We start from the raw sequence: 17904 nt of genomic DNA, 5'->3' as shown, positions 1-17904 counted from the left end.
ACGTGACGGATCGCTCTGCGGACGGCCCCGACGCCGTCGACACCCTGCCCCCGCCCGTGCTCATCGCTGTCGACGAGGCCAGCGGTATCGGGGTACTCACCCTCGACCGTCCGAAGCAGCGCAACCCGCTGTCGGTAGAGACGATGCGCGAGGTCATCGCCGGTCTGACGGCGCTCGCGGCCGACTCGAAGGTGATCGTGGTCCGCGCGGAAGGCCCGGTGTTCTCGGCCGGGCACGACCTGCGGCAGATGATCGGACGCACGCTCGACGAGGAACGCGCGATCTTCGAGACGTGCAACGAGATGATGCGGACGGTGCAGTCGATCCCTCAACCGGTGATCGCATCGGTGCAGGGCACGGCGCTCGCGGCGGGATGCCAGCTCGTCGCGTCGTGCGATCTGGCCGTCGCCGCTGCGGACGCCCGCTTCGGCACTCCGGGTGTGCGAATCGGGTTGTTCTGCTCGACGCCGATGGTCGCGGTCAGCCGCGCGATCGGACGCAAGCGGGCGCTGCAGATGCTGCTGACCGGCGACACCATCGACGCGCAGACCGCCGCCGACTGGGGGCTGGTGAACTACGTCGTCGAACCGGAGACGCTCGAGACCGCGACCACCGAGCTCGCCCTGAAGATCGCCACGTCGTCCCCCGCGACGATGCGGATCGGCAAGGAGGCGTTCTACCGGCAGATCGATCTGCCGCAGGAGACGGCCTATGCCGCGATGGCGGAGACGATGGCGTCGAACGCGATGATCGACGACGCGCAGGAGGGGATGACGGCCTTCCTCGAGAAGCGCGCACCGGTCTGGAAGGGCCGCTGATCCCGAGCGATCGCTAAGTCTGGACTAGTTGATTGGACGTCCTATAAAGTTCGCTGCATGACCCCCGATCCGCGTCAGAGCACCGTCGACGGCATCCTCCACCGCACCGCCGCGCGCTATCCCGTCCGCGTCGCGCTCCGCTTCGGCGACCGGCAGTTCACCTACCGGGAACTCGACGACGCCGTCACCCGCGCCGCCGCGCATCTGCTCTCGTTGGGCCTGTCCCAGGGCGACCGCGTGGCCGCCTACGGCACCAACTCCGACGGTTACGCGATCGGATATCTCGCCGCTGCCCGCGCCGGGCTGGTGCACGTGCCGATCAACTACGCGCTGCGTGGTGAGGAATTGTCGTACCTGCTCGGCCAGTCGGGGGCGAAGGCCGTGCTCGTCGACCCGGCGCTGCGGGACAACCTCGACGCCGTCCTGGCCGACGTGCCGGCCGAGACCGTCGTCCCGCTCCGCGACGCCGACGACTCCCTGGTGGCGGTTGCGCAGACCGGCGACGTGCCGACGCTCGACGTCGCGGTGGCCGACACCGACCTCGTCCAGCTCCTCTACACCTCGGGCACGACGTCGAAACCCAAGGGCGCCATGATGACCCACCGGGCGCTCACCTTCGAATACATGTCGTCGATCGAGGCGCTCGACCTGTCGGCCGGTGACGACCCGCTCGTGTGCATGCCGCTCTATCACTCCGCCGCGATGCACGTCTTCCTCATCCCGTACTTCGCGGTCGGCGCGACCGTGCGGCTGCTGCCGGCACCCGACGTCGCCGAGATCCTCCGGCTGGTGGAGGAGGAGCGCATCGGATCGCTGTTCCTCGCCCCGACCGTGTGGGTGCCGCTGACCAACCACCCCGACCTCGACACGCGCGACCTGTCGTCGCTGCGCAAGGCGCAGTACGGGGCGTCGATCATGCCGGTCACCGTCCTCGAGCGACTCCGCGGACGCTACCCCGAGCTCGGCTTCTACAACTGCTTCGGGCAGTCCGAGATCGGTCCGCTCGCCACCGTCCTCCGTCCCGAGGAGCACGACGCGCGTCCCGCCTCGTGTGGCCGGGCGGTACTGTTCGTCGAGACCCGCGTCGTCGACGCCGACGGCAACGACGTCCCCGACGGCGAACCCGGCGAGATCCTGTACCGCTCACCGCAACTGTGCCTCGGCTACTGGGAGAACCCCACCGCGACCGAGGAGGCCTTCCGCGACGGCTGGTTCCACTCCGGCGACCTCGTCACCCGCGACGCCGAAGGCTTCATCACCGTCGTCGACCGCATCAAGGACGTCATCAACACCGGCGGCATCCTCGTCGCCTCGCGTGAGGTCGAGGACGCGATCTACACGCACCCCGCCGTCGCCGAGGTCGCGGTGATCGGCACTCCGGACGAGAAGTGGATCGAAGCGGTGACCGCGGTGGTCGTCCTCAAGGACGGTCACGAACTCGACGAGCCCACCTTGATCGACCACGTCAAGCAGCGCCTTGCGCCGTTCAAGGTGCCCAAGGCCGTTCGCTTCGTCGATGTCCTGCCGCGTAACCAGAGCGGCAAGCTCCTCAAGCGCGAACTGCGCGGATCCTGACCACTCCGAACCGAACACTGCGAAAAGGAATCCGAACCCGATGCCGAAGAAGCACGTCGCCTCCTGGTACGACGACGAGGTCTCTGCCGTCTACGATCTCGCGCGCGAGTTCTTCGATCGCGAGGTCATGGGCAAGGCCGAGAAGTGGGATTCGCAGCGTCGTATCGATCGTGAGGTGTGGCTCGAGGCCGGCAAGCTCGGTCTGCTGTGCTGCTCGATCCCCGAGGAGTACGGCGGGGGCGGTGGCACCTTCGCGCACGACCTCGCGGTGTTCGACGCGCAGGGCTATTCCGGCGATCTCGCGTTCGGCAACTCCGTGCACAGCGGCATCGTCGCGCACTACATCCTCGAGTACGGCAACGAGGAGCAGAAGAAGGCGTGGCTGCCGGGCATGGCCACCGGCGAGATCCTCGGCGCCATCGGCATGACCGAACCCGGCGCGGGCTCGGATCTCAAAGCGATCAAGACCACCGCGGTGCGCGACGGCGACCACTACGTCGTCAACGGCTCGAAGACCTTCATCACCAACGGTTCCTCGGCCGACGTCATCGTCCTCGCCGTCAAGACCGACCCGAAGGCCGGCGCCAAGGGCGTGTCGCTGCTCATCGTGGATCTCCGTGACACCCCGGGCTTCTCGGTGGGACGCGTCCTCGACAAGGTCGGTCAGCACGCCGCCGACACATCCGAACTGTCGTTCGTCGACGTGCGTGTGCCCGTGACGAACCTGCTCGGCGAATCCGAAGGCCTCGGCTTCGGTCAGCTCATGGCGCAGCTCGTGCAGGAGCGACTGATCATCGGTGCGCAGGCCGCCGGCGCGATGGACCGTGCCGTCGAGGAGACTGTTCGCTACACCAAGGCGCGACAGGCCTTCGGGCACAGCCTGTTCGAGTTCCAGAACACGGCTTTCGAACTCGCCGAGTGCCAGACCATCGCCCGCACCTGCCGCATCTTCCTCGACCACTGCATCGAGCAGCACCTGAAGGGCCAACTCGACCCGTCCGACGCTGCGATGGTCAAGTACTGGCTGACCGACAAGCAGTGCGAGGTCATCGACCGGTGCGTGCAGCTGCACGGCGGCTACGGCTACATGCGCGAATACCTCATCGCGCGGATGTACGAGGATGCCCGCGTCCAGCGGATCTACGCCGGTGCCAACGAGGTCATGAAGCAGATCATCGCGCGAGCGCTGTGACTGGTCGTCTCCGGAGTGGGACATGTCGACCGGCCGTCACCCAAACGGGTGACGGCCGGTCGCGGATTCGGTGCCTATACGAGAGTGGGGACCAGCACCAGGATGATCCAGCACAGGAGGGGTGCTACGGCGACCACGATGCCGGCGTTGATCAGCAGCTGGCGGTAGAACTTGGAGCGGTCGATCTTCTGGGAGTTCGCAAGGACGAGTGCGCCGTTCGTCGAGAACGGGGACACATCCACGACCGTGGCCGAGATGGCCAGGGCTGCGACCACTCCTACTACGGGCAGTGCACCCATCTGCAGTAGGGGCAGCGCGAGAGGGATCACCGCGGCCAGCAGCGCGGTGGACGAGGCGAACGCAGAGGTGACGCCGATGACGTAGCAGAGGACGGCCGCGACCAACAGCGGGGCACCGAGGGTGATCGCCATTTCGGCGAGGTGGTCGATGGTGCCCATTTCCTCGAGAATCGAGATGTAGGTGATCATTCCGGCTACGAGCAGGACGGTGGTCCAGCTGATACCGGCAATCGCTTCGTTCTGCTTCGACAGATCGGTGAACGCCAGGATCGCTCCTGCCGCAATAGCAACGAAGCTGATCGGGAGATGGAAGACCAGCACGAGGATCAGGACCGTCGCGATCAACCCGAGCGTGAGTTTCTGGACCATGGTGATCGGTGCGGTGACCGGCGCGACAGCCGGTGCTACTTCACGCGTGAGCAGCTGGGTCCCGGCGCGAGTCCCCGAACCACCTGCAGGTGCCACATCCGGTCCTGCACTGATGCTGTCGGCCCGACGGAGAGTAGGACCACTGCTGTCGTCGGTTCCGGTGGCGGTGTACTCGAGACCGCGGACACGGGCGAGGACGGAGTATCCGACCACGGTGAGTACCGAGAGCAGGACGTTGATGCCGTAGCTGGAGAAGAAGAGCGTCCAGGGGGCGATGTGCAGGCCGCTGGATTCGACGATGTCGGTGACGAGGACTCCGGAGACCGATATCGGGGAGAACGCGCCGGCGTGTGCGCCGTTGATCGTCATGATGCCCATTACCAGCGGACTCATTCGAGTCCGGGCGGCGAACGACATGGAGGCGGGGGAGATCAGGGCGACGGCTGCGGGGCTGAAGGTGCCCAGCGCGGTCAGCACCGAAGCGGAGAAGAAGAATACCCACGGCACGATGGCCGTGCGGCCCCCGACTGCCCGAATGCAGGCATTGACCAGGAGGTCGATGGTGCCGTTCCTCTTGGCCATGCCGAAGAAGTAGGTGACACCGATGATCGTCAGGACGATCGAACTCGGGAATGCGGCCAGGATTTCCTTGTCGTCGTACCCGAGAGCGAAGGCACCGACGAGGAACGCCCCGATGAAACCGAGGATGCCGATGTTGATGGGGAAGATCGAAGCGATCACGAACATCGCGACCAAGGCGATCAGGGGAAGTATCTCGATAGAGGTCATGGCCGTTCTTTCACTTGCGGTGCGGCAGGATCGCCTGCCGGCTCGTCGGCGGTTCCGGCTGCGCGCAATGGGTGGCGGTGCTGCGGCCAGGGATTGAGGAGGCGGGGGTGGAGAGCGGTGTGCGGGAGTCGACCGGTTCGGTAGTCACTTCACCGACCCGACCTCCGGAGCCGGACATGTCCTCGTACACGAGTAGGCGGGTCGTTGTCATATCACTTCCTCTCATCGATCGTGACCCATCACACGCTAGGTCGGTGTGATCTTCAGAACAATGTCGAAAAATACGACCTGCCTTAAGTTTTTCTTATACCTGGGTTGGCGGATGTCACTCCGGCAGTTCGAGCGCTGGGACACCGGAAAGGGCATTCCAAGATCGCTACCGGCGCTCTCCTGCTGGCTTTTCGACGAGAATTCGATTTCGCTACCGACTTTTCGGTTTGCGATTGTCGGGGCCCAGATTTAAGTGCTGCTTAATGCATCTCGATTTATTCGTAATTGTGCTCCACCTGTGAGCGGCGGAGTGTTGGAGATGACTCCACTGAAGGGTTGCTCGCCTGCTCGATCAGCGCCTTCAGCGGGTGTTTCCCATTTCGGAACGAGCGAAAGGCGGCCCGACGGTGTTCACACTCCGCGGTACCTGGATGCGAGGAGGAACCAGCAAGTGCTGGCTCTTCGATGCGGTCGACGTAGACCCCCTCATCGAACAGGCGGGTGGACTCGATCCCATCCTCACTTCCGCGTTCGGGTCCGGCGATCCCCGTCAGCTCGACGGCGTCGGTGGCGGAAGCTCGACCACTTCGAAGGCCGCGATCGTCCGTCGCTCCAGCGAACCCGGCATCGATATCGAGTATCTGTTCGCGCAGGTCGCAATCGGTGACCGAAGAGTCGAGTGGGGAAGCAACTGCGGCAACTGCGCTACCGCGATCGGGTTGTACGCGCTGCAGACCGGACTCGTTGCAGTCGACGCTGCACGGACTACGGTTCGGATGCGGAATCGGAACACCGGGGCCGTTCTGACTGCGGAGATCGTGACACCCGGCGGGAAGGTCCCAGCGGAGGGAAATGCCTCCGTGCCGGGAACCAGTGCGCTCGGGGTGCCGGTGGCGTTGACGTTCACCGATCTTGCTACCACGCCTCTCCTGCCGACCGGCTCAGCGCTCGACACGATCGTTCTCGGCGGGCAACGGTATCGAGCCACCATGGTCGATGCCGGCGCACCGGCCGCGTTGTTCGCCGCCGCAGACCTGGGCCTCGCGGGGGCCGAGCAGAACGCGACGGTCGGCGATCATCTGCCCCTTCTCGTCGCATTACGACGTGAGTCGGCGCTGCGAATGGGGTTGTGCACGACCGATGAGCCTGTTTCGCATGCGATCCCGAAAGTCGGTGTCGTCGGTCCCCCGCAGGACTATTGCACCGGCACCGGGGAATACGTCGCTGCCGAGGACTACGACATCTCGGTTCGGATGGTCTCCATGATGGCCCCGCATCCGGCCATCGGGCTGACTTCGGCCGTCGCAGTGGCTGCCGCTGCAACCGTCGACGGTGGCGTGGTTGCCGACAACGCCCGGGCTCGACGGCCGGGATCCCTGCGGTTGGGCACCGCAGCGGGCGTTGTGGACGTCGACATCATCCGATCCGCCGATGGACGAGTCGAGGCGGTCTCACTGCACCGGGCTGCCCGGCGGATTGCCGCCGCGGAACTGTTCGTTACCTTGCCTGTCGCTGCGCTGAGCGGATCCGTCCGCTGACCGACTCGTCCGGGCATCTGGACAGTTGGTCCTTCCGTTGCACGATCGTCCCTACACACCCATCTCCTGTTCGAGGCGCCGCGCCGCTGCCGTGCACAGCGTGATCGCTTCCTGTGCCACCGGACTGAGCCGACGCTCCGTCAAGTGCGCCAACAGGATTCGACGCTGCGGGGACCTGGTGGTGAGCGGAATGGAACGAACATCGGGATGTGGATTGAGTACGGCGAGTCGCGGCGCGATGGCGACGCCCAATTCCACTCCCACCATTGCCTGCACCTCCCCGTAGTCGTGCGCGAAGAAACTCGTCCGCGGCGCGAACCCCCCTTCCCGACACAATCGCTCCAGGGTGTGCGCCACCGGATGGTCATCGGCACGAACCACCCATGACTCGTCCTTCAATTCGGTGATCCGGATCGACTCACGGTCGGCGAGCCGGTGCTTCTCCGACACGAGCAGTACGGTCGGGTCGTTCATCAGATGGTGGTAGGTCAGCAGCGGATCGTCGATCCGGTTCCATTCGTAGTCCCACAGCAGGGACAGTTCGATCTCACGTCGCCGTAAAGCCTCGACCAATTGCGTGAACCTGCCACTCAGCACCCGCAGGTCGATACCGGGGTGCTGGGTCTTGAACTCCTTGACCACAAGAGGGAGCAGAGACGATCCGGCCGTCGGAAATGTTCCGATGGCCAACCTTCCCGCTCGCAACCCTCGGATCTCTGCAAGTTCGGCGTCCGCTGCTTCGAGTTCGACCAGGATCCGCTCGGCGTGCTTGACCACGGACCGTCCGGCATCGGTGAGTGCGATGCCCCGTGCGTGTCGCTCGAGTAGCGGTTGCCCGGCCTCCTTCTCCAGTTTCGCGATCTGTTGCGATACCGCAGATGTGGTGTATCCCAGAGCTGTTGCTGCAGCGGTGATGGAACCGCGCCGGGCGACCTCGCACAACGTGAACATCCTGGCCGCATCGAGCACGCCGCAACACATCCTTTAGAGAAATTGAAGGGGCATCCAGATGATTGAGATTGTACTTCAATCTCGACGGTGACAGATTGAGGACAACATCCACTGCTTCCGTCGCAATCCGCCTGGCACTCCTGCCGCAGTTCCTTCCTGCACGGACCCGATGTCGAGGACAACCCATGAACATTGATCCAGCTGCTCGTGAACCGGACGAGCTTCCTCCGAGTCTCCCTCCTGCCGAACCCGACCCTGCGCCGAACCCGTCGCGTGGTCCGTTGGACGGTATCCGGGTACTCGACATCAGCACCGTCTATGCCGCTCCGATCGCTGCCATGCTCCTCGGCGACTACGGCGCGGAAGTCATCAAGATCGAACACCCCACGGGTGATCCGGCCCGCACCCACGGCGCCCAGAAGAACGGGCACGGCTTGTGGTGGAAGGTCATCTCACGCAACAAGACCTGCCTCACGTTGAATCTCGGCACGAGCGAGGGACAAGAGATCTTTCGTGACCTCGTAGTCGACGCAGACGTTCTGGTGGAGAACTTCCGTCCCGGTGTTCTCGAGAAGTGGGGTTTGGGTCCCGAACGCCTGCACACGATCAACCCGAGTTTGATCATGCTGCGAGTCACAGGCTTCGGACAGTGCGGTCCGTATTCCGAACGTCGCGCGTTCGGTACCCTCGCCGAAGCGATGAGTGGATTCGCCCACCAGACCGGACCGGAGGACGGCCCCCCGACACTGCCGCCGTTCGGGCTCGCCGACGGCGTTGCGGGCCTCTCCGGCGCGTTCGGCGTGGTCACGGCCCTGTGGCATCGACGCGCACAGGGCGCTGAGGGAAAAGGACAGGTCATCGACCTCTCGCTTCTCGAGCCTCTACTCGGGATCCTCGGACCCGGTCCCACCGCCTACGACCAACTGGGAACCATTGCCGGCCGCAACGGCAACAGATCTCCCAACAACGCGCCCCGCAACACGTACCTCACCCTGGACAACCGATGGGTCGCGATCTCTGCCAGCGCGACCTCGGTGGCAGAACGAGTCATGCGCCTGGTGGGACGCGCCGACATCGTGGAGGAAGCCTGGTTCACCTCCGCCGGTGAACGCAGCCGCCACGGAGATCTTCTCGACGACGCAGTCGCGAAATGGATTGCTGCGCGCCCGTTCGAGGAAGTTGTAGCCGAATTCGAGCGCGTCGGCGCCGCTATCGCACCCATCTACGATGTCGCTCAACTGATGAACGACCCACACGTGATCACCCGTGAGTCCATCACCACTGTCGAGGACGAAGACCTCGGTCCCATCAAGATGCAGAACCTCATGCTGCGCATGCTCGGGACGCCCGGCCGGATCAGGTTCACCGGCCGGCGTCTCGGCCAGGACAACGAGCAGTTCTACCGAGCGGCCCTCGGTCTCACTCCCGACCGACTGGCCGCCCTGACCGAGAAAGGGGTCATCTGATGGACCGCAGTTATCTGTTCGCTCCCGGCCACAATGAGAAGCTCCTGCAGAAGGTGTTCCGCGCCGGTGCAGATGCCGTCATCCTCGATCTCGAAGATGCCGTCCCTCCTACCGCAAAAGCACTGGCGCGCAAACAGGTCGCCGCTGCCCTCCCTCATCACGCGGCGTGGGTGCGCATCAATCCCGCCGGAACGGATCTCGCGATCGCCGACCTCGAAGCCGTCGCCGAGGTCGCGTACGGCATCCGCATACCCAAAGTCGAGTCGACAGACGAGATCGACTGGGTGGCGACCCGGGCGCCGGAAAAGCCGCTGATCTGTGCCATCGAAAGCGCCCGAGGAGTCGTCAACGCCTTCGCGATCGCCGATCATCCCGCCGTCACACACCTTGCGCTCGGAGGCATCGACCTGCGAAAGGATCTCGGAACCGGATCCGGGGACATTCCGTTGCAGTATGTACGGTCGCACCTCGTCGTAGCCGCCCGAGCCGCTGGTATCGCCCCGCCCATCGATAGCGTCTACCCCCACATCGACAATATCGACGGCCTCACTCGCGAAGCCGGCAGGAGTCGAGAACTCGGATTCTTCGGGAAATCGGCGGTACACCCCACGCAATTGACAGCAATTCACGCCGCCTTCGCCCCTCGCCATCATGAAATCGAATGGGCGAGAATGGTGCTTGATGCATTCGATGAGTCCGGTGGTGCTGCGGTGAGGTTGCCGGGAGGCGAGTTCGTCGATCTTCCTGTCGCCGAACGAGCGAGAGGGATCCTGCGTATGTGTCGCTAGCCCGATGGACTTCGTCCGTGATCGCGGGGCATCATGCGATCCTCGGTGGCCCATACGACCAGCACCGGTCCGGAGAACTGCGCCGCCTTCGCAGCAATCTCGAGCAGTTGTTGCTTGGGCGGAGCCGAGAGTGCGTACTTTGCCAGATCACGCCGGATGTTCCGGTCGACGGTGGCCGGGCGGAACCAGGCATCCATGACAGGTCCGGGTACCGGACGTTTGCTCATCCATCCCCAGGTGCCGGGTCCTCGTCGCCCGAATTTCGTGGCGAGCACCGCCATGAGCAGGCGCACCCCGCCGGGAATCTTGACCAGTGGCAGGAGCAGTTTCACCGGGCCGGGCGGGTAGTTGTCGAATGCCTCGCACGCGGTGAGCACCAGTCGCGAGACCCGTTCGGGATTCGACACGGCGAGGAAGACCTGGGCGCCGCCCCAATCGTTCTGGATCAACGTGACGTCACGCAGGCCGAGGGCGTCGAGGAACTCGCCGATGAGATGTCCCATGCCGACGAGGGTGAGGTCTGCCTCCGGACGCATCGGTATGCGGTGCGAGCCGAGAGGCCAGGTCGGCAGGATGCAGCGGTAGGTGCCGCGGAGTTGTTCGACGACGTGCCGCCACCCGGTTCCGTCCATCAGTAGACCGTGGATGAACACGAGAACCGGTCCGTCGCTGCCGGTGTCCTCGTACTCGATCGTTCCTGCCGAAAGCTCGATGTCGAACACGCGATCCCCCTTCGCGTCGAGTGGTCGAGATATTTCCACAACTCCGCATCGCTCGCCGACATTTCACGCATCCGGCAGACGTATTCGTCGAATAGAACTTCTTCAGCGGGGATCGCTTTCGGTGAAATCCGCCCGCAGAAACCGGGGGTGCGTCAAGATCACATGACTTCCGTTATCTGGCGACAGTAAGGACATCCGATGCGACATCGCGCCCGTGTTGCAGTGATCACCACCGTTGTTGTCCCTGCGGCTGTAGTGATCCCAGGAATAGCAGGAGCAGCGGAGGGGTGCTGCCTCCGGTCTGGGAGGTCGTCGGAGCTGGACAGTCCCTCTACGAGCAGGGGCCGGTAGCGCCGGGAACCAGCACGCAGGTCATTGCGGACGTACCCGCGGGCTCGTACGTCGCGTTGGCATCGTGCGGCAACGCCGATTCCACCGCGATGTGGGCCTCGGACTATCCCGGTATCGAAGAAATCCTCGCGCTGTTCCCGCTCACGTCCTTCGCGATCGAGCAGGGAGCCACAGTCATCACAGTTCCCGCTGAGACACCCGCCGTACCCGTACAGCAATCGCCGTCCTTCGGCAGCAGTCAATCCGAATGATGTCCTGCAGAGCGCTTTTCGCGCACTGCCGGTTGATCACGACTCGACGGCGGGTGCGTGCGGACCTACTTCACCACGGGCGACTCGTGGTGAGGTACTTCGCCATCTCCTGGCTCTGCGCGCGGTGCATGCGGCGGTGTTCCGCCCGCTCGTCACCGGACTCGTTGAGCTTGCGCTCCTCGTCGGACTCGGGCAGCACCGGCGGGACCTGCATGGGTCGACCACCGTCGTCGACCGCGACGAAGGTGAGGAAGGCGGTCGCGGCGATGCGTCGCTCACCGCTGCGCAGATCCTCGGCGGTGACCTTGACGAAGACCTCCATGGAGCTGCATCCGGTCCAGGTCACGAACGATTCGAGGCACACCGAATCGGACGGGCGGACGGGCTCGAGGAAGGCCACGGAGTCGGTCGACGCCGTCACAACCGAGGCCCGACTGTGACGGGTCGCCGAGATCGACGCGGTCATGTCGATGTCGCTCATCAACTTCCCGCCGAACAACGTGTTGTGGTCGTTGACGTCGTTGGGAAACACCCTGCTGGTCTTGACGACTCGTGATTCTCGGCAAGGTTTGGCCTGCACGCCGAAGGTCCTTTCGTAGATCGTGCTCGCGGCGGGATCTCCGCCGGATGCACCTCTACAAGCCTACGGCTGCTGCGCGGACATCGGCGCAGGCCTGGTGTGATACTCGACAATCCTCGTCAGCATGGCAGTGAGCTGTGCTCGTTCGGCCGCGTCGAGGGGAGCGAACGCCTCGTCCTGCGCCGCGGTGAGCATCCGGTCGAGATCGAACAGTCGCCGGCGCCCGCGCTGGGGGAGGGTGATGATGTTGCGTCGCCGATCGGTCGGGTCGGGTGCTCGCTCGACGAAACGCCGGTCGACGAGTGCGTCGACGGAGGAGGCGACGTCGCTGCGATCGAGCCCGCAGCGACGGGCGAGGTCGATCTGACTGGACGGTCCGTATTCCTCGAGGGCGGCCAGGATCCGGTAGTGGTGGCCTCGGGCATCGGCGGAATCGAGGCGGTCGAACACGACGCGATGCACGTGTCGCGCCGCCTGGGTCATCAGATAACTCGGGAGGTGTCCGAGCCGACCGGGGCCGGCCGCGTCGTGGGTGGCGGACATGTGACCGAGTCTACGAGGACGGGCGCGCCGGATCGAGACCCCGTCACCGCCGACGATGGTCGGTGATCGGGGTGCGAGGCCCGCGCTTCGGAACCCGCGCGTACCCACCGGACTCCACGATCAGTCGCACTGCCCGATAACGCTGCGGGCGTACGGGTTCGAGATACTCGATCATGCCGGGATCGTCGAGGGGGCGGCCGAGCAGTGCCCATCCGACCACCTTCGCGAGGTGGTAGTCGCCGACGGAGAGCGCATCGGTGTCGCCGAACGCGCGCTGGGCGACCTCCGCGGCCGTCCACACGCCCACTCCCGGAACGACCCGTAGTTTCCGTCGGGCGTCGGCGGGTGGTTCGTGGACGAGCCGTTCGAGCGAGTCGGCGACCTGCGCGCACCGCACCACGGTGCGTGCCCGGCCGGGGTCGACGTTCGCTCGATGGAACTCCCAGGACGGTACGGTCCGCCAGGTCGCTGCGGACGGCGGCACGCGCATGCCCTCCGGGGCCGGACCGGGTGCCGGATCGCCGAACCACGTGACGAGACGACGCCAGGACGCGAACGCCGCCACCCCGTGCACCCGCTGTTCGAGGACGGCCGGCACCAGGGATTCGAGCACCCGGCCGGTGCGGGTGATGCGCAGGGCGGGCATGCGTCGATGCGCCTCGACGAGCAGGGGATGCTCGGGAAGAAAGCCGGACGGGTCGTCGTCGGCGCCGAGCAGAGCCGGCAGCCGCTCGACCAGCTCGGATGCACCCGGACCCCACGCCAGGCACCGCGCGCCGTGCGGACCGTCCTGGGTGAGCCGATACGTCACGGCACCGGTGTCCATCCGGGAGGTGCGCCAGACGGCGCCTGCGACGACGCGGTGGCACGGATCCCACGGCCCGCGCTGCAGCGGGCGCAGGGTGCGCACCACGTCGACGGGCCACGGCACGCGCCCGCGGATGTCGAGGGGTGCTTCGTCCGCCACGCTCGCGATGCGACGGCCTCGCTCGTCGGACACGGTCACCGCTCTACCGTACTCTGTGCGCTGGAGCCGACTTTCGCGACTCCGTGCGCTGGAGCCGACTTTCGTGGTGTCGGAGGGTGCGGCTATGGTCGGGCGCATGATCATCGTGAGCACCGACGGATCCTGCCTTCGCAATCCCGGTGGCGCCATCGGGTGGGCGTGGGTCAATCACGAGGGGCCCAGCGCGTCGGGCGGTGAGCGTTCGGGCACGAACCAGATCGCTGAGCTCCGGGCGGTGCTCGAGGCACTGCGGGCGCATCCCGGCGCCGAGCCGATGATCATCGAATCCGATTCGCAGTACGCGATCAAGTGCGCCTCCGAGTGGCTGCCCGGATGGAAGCGCAAGGGCTGGAAGACGGCCACCGGCGCGCCGGTGAAGAACCTCGAACTCGTGCGCGCCATCGACCGCGAGCTCACCGACCGCACCGGGCCGGTGCGGTTCCGCTGGGTGCGCGGCCACGTCGGCAACCACTTCAACGAGATGGCCGACACGCTCGCCGGCCAGGCCGCCCGCGAGATCGCGGCGAAGCCCGGACCGATCGAGGTGCCCAGTACGCCTGTGGTCGCGCACAAGCCGCCGAAGCGCGCCGACGACGCCGAATTGACCTTGTTCTGAGCGGAGTTCCGCTCAGCGCGCGTAGACCGCGGTAGGTTGCCCGTTGATCGCGTGGACGGTCACGGGGGTATCGAACACGTCGGTGAGGATCTCGTCCCGCATGATCTCGTCGGACGTTCCGCTGGTGACGATCAGGCCGTCGCGCAACGCGATGATGTGATCGGAGTACGCGGCGGCGATGTTCACGTCGTGGATGACGAGCACGATCGTCTTGCCCAGTTCGTCCGCCGCCCGCCGCAGTTGACGCATCATCAGCACGGCGTGCTTCATGTCGAGGTTGTTGAGCGGCTCGTCGAGCAGCACGTACTTGGTGTCCTGTGCCAGCACCATCGCCACGAAGGTGCGCTGCCGCTGGCCGCCGGAGAGCTGATCGAGGAAGCGGTCTGCGAGGTCGGTGAGGTTGAGGAATTCCATCGCCTCGTCGACGTGCCGCACGTCTTCCGCGGTGAGTCTGCCCTGACAGTGCGGGAATCGACCGAAGCCGACCAGTTCGCGGACCGTCAGGCGTGCGGTGATGTGGTTCTCCTGCCGCAGGATCGACAGGTGCTTGGCCAGTTCCTGTGTCTTCGTGGACCGAACGTCGAGTCCGCCGACGGTGACGGTGCCGCCGGTGGGTTGCAGCAGTCGGCCGATGATCGTCATGAGCGTCGACTTGCCGGCACCGTTCGGTCCGATCAGGGAGGTGATGCCGCCCTCGCGGATCGTGCCGGAGACGGGTCCGAGGACCCGCTTGTCCTGGTACGACATCGAGACGTCGTGGAACTCGATCACAGCGTTCCCTTTCTCAGGAGCATGAACAGGAACAGGATGCCGCCGACGAATTCGATGATCACAGTCAGGAATCCGCCCGCGTAGAAGATGTGCTGCATGAAGAACTGGCCGAAGGCGAGGGTGATCACGCCGAGCAGGAACGCCATGGGCATGACGTACTGGTGCTTGTACGAACCGGCGATCTGATAGGCGAGGGTGGCGACGAGGAAGCCGAAGAAGGTCATAGGTCCGGCGAGTGCGGTCGCGAACGCCACGAGCAGCGCGATGAGGACGAGCATCAGCGTCAACTCGCGCTTGTAGGCGACACCGATGTTGGTCGCGGTGTCACGGCCGAGCAGTAGCGCATCGAGACGGTGGCGACGGCGCCACAGGATCACCCCGACGACGATGCAGATGCCGAACGCGAGGGGCAGATAGTCGCCGGGTACGGACGACAGGCGGCCCATCAGCTCGACCGAGAGCATGTCGTACTCGGTGGGGGAGAGCACTCTCTGGATGAACGTCGAGAGACTGTCGAACGCCATTCCGAGCACGACGCCGACGAGCAGCATCAGGAACAGGCTGCCGAAACGACCGGAGAACAACCAGCGGTAGAGCAGGGTCGCCAGCGCCACCATGAGCGCGGTCTGGAGGACGAGCTTCGGGATGCCTTCGGATGTCGCGATCGCGGTGGCTCCGAAGAAGAAGACCGTCAGCGTCTGCATCAGCGTGTACAGGGAATCGAACCCGATGATGGACGGCGTGAGGATGCGGTTGTCGGTGACCGTGTGGAACACGACGGTCCCCATGCCGTGCGCGAACGCCGCGACCAGCATGGCTCCCAGGACGGTGAGCCGGCGCGGGAAGGTGAAGTCGAACGAGCCGCGGATGAACAGGAACAGATAGCAGGCGACCGCTACGGCGGCGATCACGGCGACGATGGCCAGACGCACTCCCGGCGACAGGCGACGGCGCTCACCCTTGCCGGCCGGGACGGCCCGGGCGCGTACGGAATCAAGCACTGACATGACGACGCTGCCTCAGAACGAGAGTGATGAAGACGACCGCGCCGACGACGCCGAGGACGACGGACGCGGGAATCTCCATGGGGGCGACGATCGTGCGGCCGACGAGGTCGCACGCGAGAAGTAGTCCGGCGCCGATGACGGCGACCCAGGGCAGGTTCTTGTGCATGTCGTCGCCGAGCATCATCGACACGAGATTCGGGACGATCAGGCCGAGGAACGGGATGAAGCCCACCACCACGGTGGTGACGCCGGTGGCGATCGCGACGAGCATGACGCCGAGGAAGACGACCTGCTCGTACTTCAACCCCACGTTGGTGGCGAGGTCCTTACCGAGACCGGCGATGGTGAACCGGTCGGCGAGGAGATAGGCGAGGACGGCGACGGCGAGCACCGCCCACAGCGGTTCGTAGAAGCCGCGCACCACACTGCTGAAGCCACCCGAACGCCACGCCGACATCGACTGCAGCAGGTCGAAGTTGCCGGCGAGGAAAGTGGTGATCGAGCCGACCACGGCACCGAGCATGATGCCGACGAGCGGCACGATGATCGATGACTTCAGCGCGATCCGGCGCAGGACGACGATGAAGACCATCGTTCCCGCGAACGCGAAGATCACCGAGATCACCATCTTGACCATCGGCGACGCGTCGGGAACGACGATCAATGTGGCCAGCAGGCCGAGACCGGCCCACTGTGCGGTGCCCGCGGTGGTCGGTTCGACGAACTTGTTCTGGGTGATCAATTGCATGATCACGCCCGAGATGCTCATCGCGACGGCCGCGAAGATCAGGGCGAGGGTTCGCGGCACGCGGGAGATGAAGAACATCTCGCGGGCCGCAGGGTCGTGGATCAGCGACTCGAGGGTGATGTCGTAGCCGCCGACCATCAGGGACGCCACGGTCAGTGCCAGAACGACCACCGAGATCACCGGCAGCAGCACTTTGTTCTTCGTCATGGGGGCTCGGATCCGGAGAAGGTGCGCTCACACACGCAGCCTGCCCCGGCCCGTGATCCGGGTCGGGGCAGGCTGCTGTGGAGCGTCGAACAACAGGGACTTACTGTGCCGACTGGTTCGCAGCTTCGAACGCGTCGGCGATCTGCTGGAACGCTTCGGTGTAGGACTCGATGCCCTCACGCTTGTAGAAGTCACCGTCCAGGTAGATGATCTGGTCCTTCGTGGCGAAGGTGGTGTTGGCGAACGCCTCCTGCGCGTCGATCACCGCGGCGGCCGGCTGCGGGGCTTCCTCGCCCGGCACGGCGGTGGCGGAGTCGCGGTCCAGGACGATCATCCAGTCGGGGTTCGCCTGCGCGATGGTCTCGGGAGCGAGACCGGAATCGCCGTGGACATCACCGGCGTCGCCGGCGAAGACGTCCTTCAGGTTCGCGCCCTCGAGGAGGCGGCCGATACGGCCTGCACCGTTGTCGATCTTGCCGCCCGCGACGACCGCGAGAAAGACGCTCTCACCGTTCGTGGCGTCCTGGGCAGCCTCGGTTGCAGCCTCGAGCTCGGCAACGATCGCCTCGGCCTCGGCTTCCTTCTCGAAGATCTGCCCGAGCGCGAGGGTCTGATCCTTCAGTCCCTGGATGTAGCCGCCCTCGGAATCGTCCAGCGCGGAGACGTCGACGACCGGCGCGATCTTCGACAGTTCTCCGGTGAACTCGGTGAAGCGCGAACCGCCGATGATCAGATCCGGCTCGGCCTCGCTGACCAGTTCGAGCTTCGGCTCGCGGTGCGTGCCGACATCGAGGATGGAGTCGTCCTCACGCCACTCCTCGAAGCCCGTGTTGGGGAGGAGGGTCTTCGGCAGGGCGACGGGCGTGATGCCCCAATCGCGCAGCATCTCGAACGACTTGTTGTCGAGGGCCACCACACGCTCGGGGTCCGCCGGAACTTCCATCTCACCGTTGTTGGTCTCGATGGTGACGGTCGCGCCGTTCTCGGCGTCGGCGCTGTCGGTACCGCTGTCACCGCAGGCGGTCAGGACGAGCGCCCCGGCGAGGGCCGGTGCGAGGAGCAGGCGCTTGAGATTCAGTTTCACGGGTGACTCCGAGGAAGGGTCGG

19 protein-coding genes are annotated in these 17904 nt (G+C 65.3%); 8 read left to right on the top strand and 11 right to left on the bottom strand.

The window, feature by feature from the left end; genetic code table 11:
* Window positions 1–2 precede the first annotated feature (2 nt).
* The 3 genes from C6Y44_RS22830 to C6Y44_RS22820 are packed head-to-tail and all read left to right on the top strand — an operon-like array spanning window position 3 to window position 3585.
* Window positions 3–818 carry an enoyl-CoA hydratase gene (locus C6Y44_RS22830; RefSeq protein ID WP_159417339.1) on the top strand — a complete coding sequence of 272 codons (816 nt, stop codon included), beginning with the start codon at window positions 3–5 and terminating at the stop codon, window positions 816–818.
* A gap of 57 nt (window positions 819–875) precedes the next feature.
* Entirely contained in the window at window positions 876–2393 is a 1518-nt protein-coding gene (locus tag C6Y44_RS22825; RefSeq protein ID WP_159417340.1) for an acyl-CoA synthetase, read from the top strand.
* A 40-nt stretch (window positions 2394–2433) separates the two neighbouring features.
* Window positions 2434–3585 carry an acyl-CoA dehydrogenase family protein gene (locus tag C6Y44_RS22820; protein ID WP_159417341.1) on the top strand — a complete coding sequence of 384 codons (1152 nt, stop codon included), beginning with the start codon at window positions 2434–2436 and terminating at the stop codon, window positions 3583–3585.
* Window positions 3586–3659: 74 nt separating this feature from the next.
* Here the strand turns inward: C6Y44_RS22820 and C6Y44_RS22815 are convergent, their stop codons facing one another.
* Together C6Y44_RS22815 and C6Y44_RS22810 are read right to left on the bottom strand one after the other, a co-directional pair.
* On the bottom strand, window positions 3660–5042 hold the full coding sequence (locus C6Y44_RS22815) for an SLC13 family permease (protein WP_159417342.1): 1383 nt from the start codon (window positions 5040–5042) through the stop codon (window positions 3660–3662).
* Between the two features lie 10 nt (window positions 5043–5052).
* Window positions 5053–5253, bottom strand: a complete 201-nt coding sequence (locus tag C6Y44_RS22810; RefSeq protein ID WP_192378592.1) for a hypothetical protein — start codon at window positions 5251–5253, stop codon at window positions 5053–5055.
* A 430-nt stretch (window positions 5254–5683) separates the two neighbouring features.
* Here C6Y44_RS22810 and C6Y44_RS22805 point away from each other — a divergent pair, with 430 nt between their 5' ends.
* Complete coding sequence (locus C6Y44_RS22805) at window positions 5684–6790, top strand: PrpF domain-containing protein (protein ID WP_174246976.1); 1107 nt, start codon at window positions 5684–5686, stop codon at window positions 6788–6790.
* A gap of 51 nt (window positions 6791–6841) precedes the next feature.
* Here C6Y44_RS22805 and C6Y44_RS22800 read toward each other — a convergent pair whose 3' ends face one another.
* Window positions 6842–7759 carry a LysR family transcriptional regulator gene (locus tag C6Y44_RS22800; RefSeq protein ID WP_159417344.1) on the bottom strand — a complete coding sequence of 306 codons (918 nt, stop codon included), beginning with the start codon at window positions 7757–7759 and terminating at the stop codon, window positions 6842–6844.
* Window positions 7760–7926: 167 nt separating this feature from the next.
* Here C6Y44_RS22800 and C6Y44_RS22795 point away from each other — a divergent pair, with 167 nt between their 5' ends.
* Window positions 7927–9207 (top strand): CaiB/BaiF CoA transferase family protein, encoded by a 1281-nt coding sequence (locus tag C6Y44_RS22795; protein WP_159417345.1) that lies wholly within the window; start codon window positions 7927–7929, stop codon window positions 9205–9207.
* A complete protein-coding gene (locus C6Y44_RS22790; protein WP_159417346.1) occupies window positions 9207–9995 on the top strand; it encodes an HpcH/HpaI aldolase/citrate lyase family protein in 789 nt (262 codons plus the stop codon). Before C6Y44_RS22795 ends, C6Y44_RS22790 begins: the two co-directional genes overlap by 1 nt.
* Here the strand turns inward: C6Y44_RS22790 and C6Y44_RS22785 are convergent.
* A complete protein-coding gene (locus C6Y44_RS22785; protein ID WP_225623665.1) occupies window positions 9992–10717 on the bottom strand; it encodes an alpha/beta fold hydrolase in 726 nt (241 codons plus the stop codon). The two genes, C6Y44_RS22790 and C6Y44_RS22785, sit on opposite strands and share 4 nt — an antisense overlap.
* Window positions 10718–11004: 287 nt before the next feature.
* On the opposite strand from C6Y44_RS22785, the gene C6Y44_RS22780 reads away from it, so the two are divergent.
* On the top strand, window positions 11005–11319 hold the full coding sequence (locus tag C6Y44_RS22780) for a hypothetical protein (protein WP_192378591.1): 315 nt from the start codon (window positions 11005–11007) through the stop codon (window positions 11317–11319).
* A 70-nt stretch (window positions 11320–11389) separates the two neighbouring features.
* On the opposite strand, the gene C6Y44_RS22775 is transcribed toward C6Y44_RS22780, so the two are convergent.
* The 3 genes from C6Y44_RS22775 to C6Y44_RS22765 all read right to left on the bottom strand — a co-directional run bounded on the left by C6Y44_RS22775 (window position 11390) and on the right by C6Y44_RS22765 (window position 13409).
* The gene (locus C6Y44_RS22775; protein ID WP_159417347.1) at window positions 11390–11899 is read right to left on the bottom strand and encodes an acyl-CoA thioesterase; all 510 of its coding nucleotides are present in this window, start codon (window positions 11897–11899) and stop codon (window positions 11390–11392) included.
* Window positions 11900–11962: 63 nt separating this feature from the next.
* Window positions 11963–12442 carry a MarR family winged helix-turn-helix transcriptional regulator gene (locus C6Y44_RS22770; protein WP_159417348.1) on the bottom strand — a complete coding sequence of 160 codons (480 nt, stop codon included), beginning with the start codon at window positions 12440–12442 and terminating at the stop codon, window positions 11963–11965.
* Window positions 12443–12485: 43 nt separating this feature from the next.
* Complete coding sequence (locus tag C6Y44_RS22765; RefSeq protein ID WP_225623847.1) at window positions 12486–13409, bottom strand: DNA-3-methyladenine glycosylase family protein; 924 nt, start codon at window positions 13407–13409, stop codon at window positions 12486–12488.
* A gap of 136 nt (window positions 13410–13545) precedes the next feature.
* On the opposite strand from C6Y44_RS22765, the gene C6Y44_RS22760 reads away from it, so the two are divergent.
* Window positions 13546–14064 carry a ribonuclease H family protein gene (locus tag C6Y44_RS22760; RefSeq protein ID WP_026061190.1) on the top strand — a complete coding sequence of 173 codons (519 nt, stop codon included), beginning with the start codon at window positions 13546–13548 and terminating at the stop codon, window positions 14062–14064.
* Between the two features lie 12 nt (window positions 14065–14076).
* Here the strand turns inward: C6Y44_RS22760 and C6Y44_RS22755 are convergent, their stop codons facing one another.
* From C6Y44_RS22755 to C6Y44_RS22740, 4 genes are all read right to left on the bottom strand, one after another.
* The gene (locus C6Y44_RS22755; protein ID WP_006551011.1) at window positions 14077–14835 is read right to left on the bottom strand and encodes an iron ABC transporter ATP-binding protein; all 759 of its coding nucleotides are present in this window, start codon (window positions 14833–14835) and stop codon (window positions 14077–14079) included.
* Window positions 14832–15842, bottom strand: a complete 1011-nt coding sequence (locus C6Y44_RS22750; RefSeq protein WP_225623664.1) for an iron chelate uptake ABC transporter family permease subunit — start codon at window positions 15840–15842, stop codon at window positions 14832–14834. The genes C6Y44_RS22755 and C6Y44_RS22750 overlap by 4 nt, the downstream gene beginning before the upstream one ends.
* Window positions 15829–16797: an ABC transporter permease gene (locus C6Y44_RS22745; RefSeq protein ID WP_159417350.1), complete on the bottom strand. Its 969-nt coding sequence runs from the start codon at window positions 16795–16797 to the stop codon at window positions 15829–15831. Before C6Y44_RS22745 ends, C6Y44_RS22750 begins: the two co-directional genes overlap by 14 nt.
* 100 nt (window positions 16798–16897) lie before the next feature.
* Entirely contained in the window at window positions 16898–17881 is a 984-nt protein-coding gene (locus C6Y44_RS22740) for an ABC transporter substrate-binding protein (protein ID WP_159417351.1), read from the bottom strand.
* Between the last annotated feature and the right edge of the window lie 23 nt (window positions 17882–17904).

This window comes from Rhodococcus rhodochrous, assembly GCF_014854695.1.
Classification (GTDB): domain Bacteria; phylum Actinomycetota; class Actinomycetes; order Mycobacteriales; family Mycobacteriaceae; genus Rhodococcus.
This window is presented reverse-complemented; position numbering and strand designations above follow the sequence as displayed.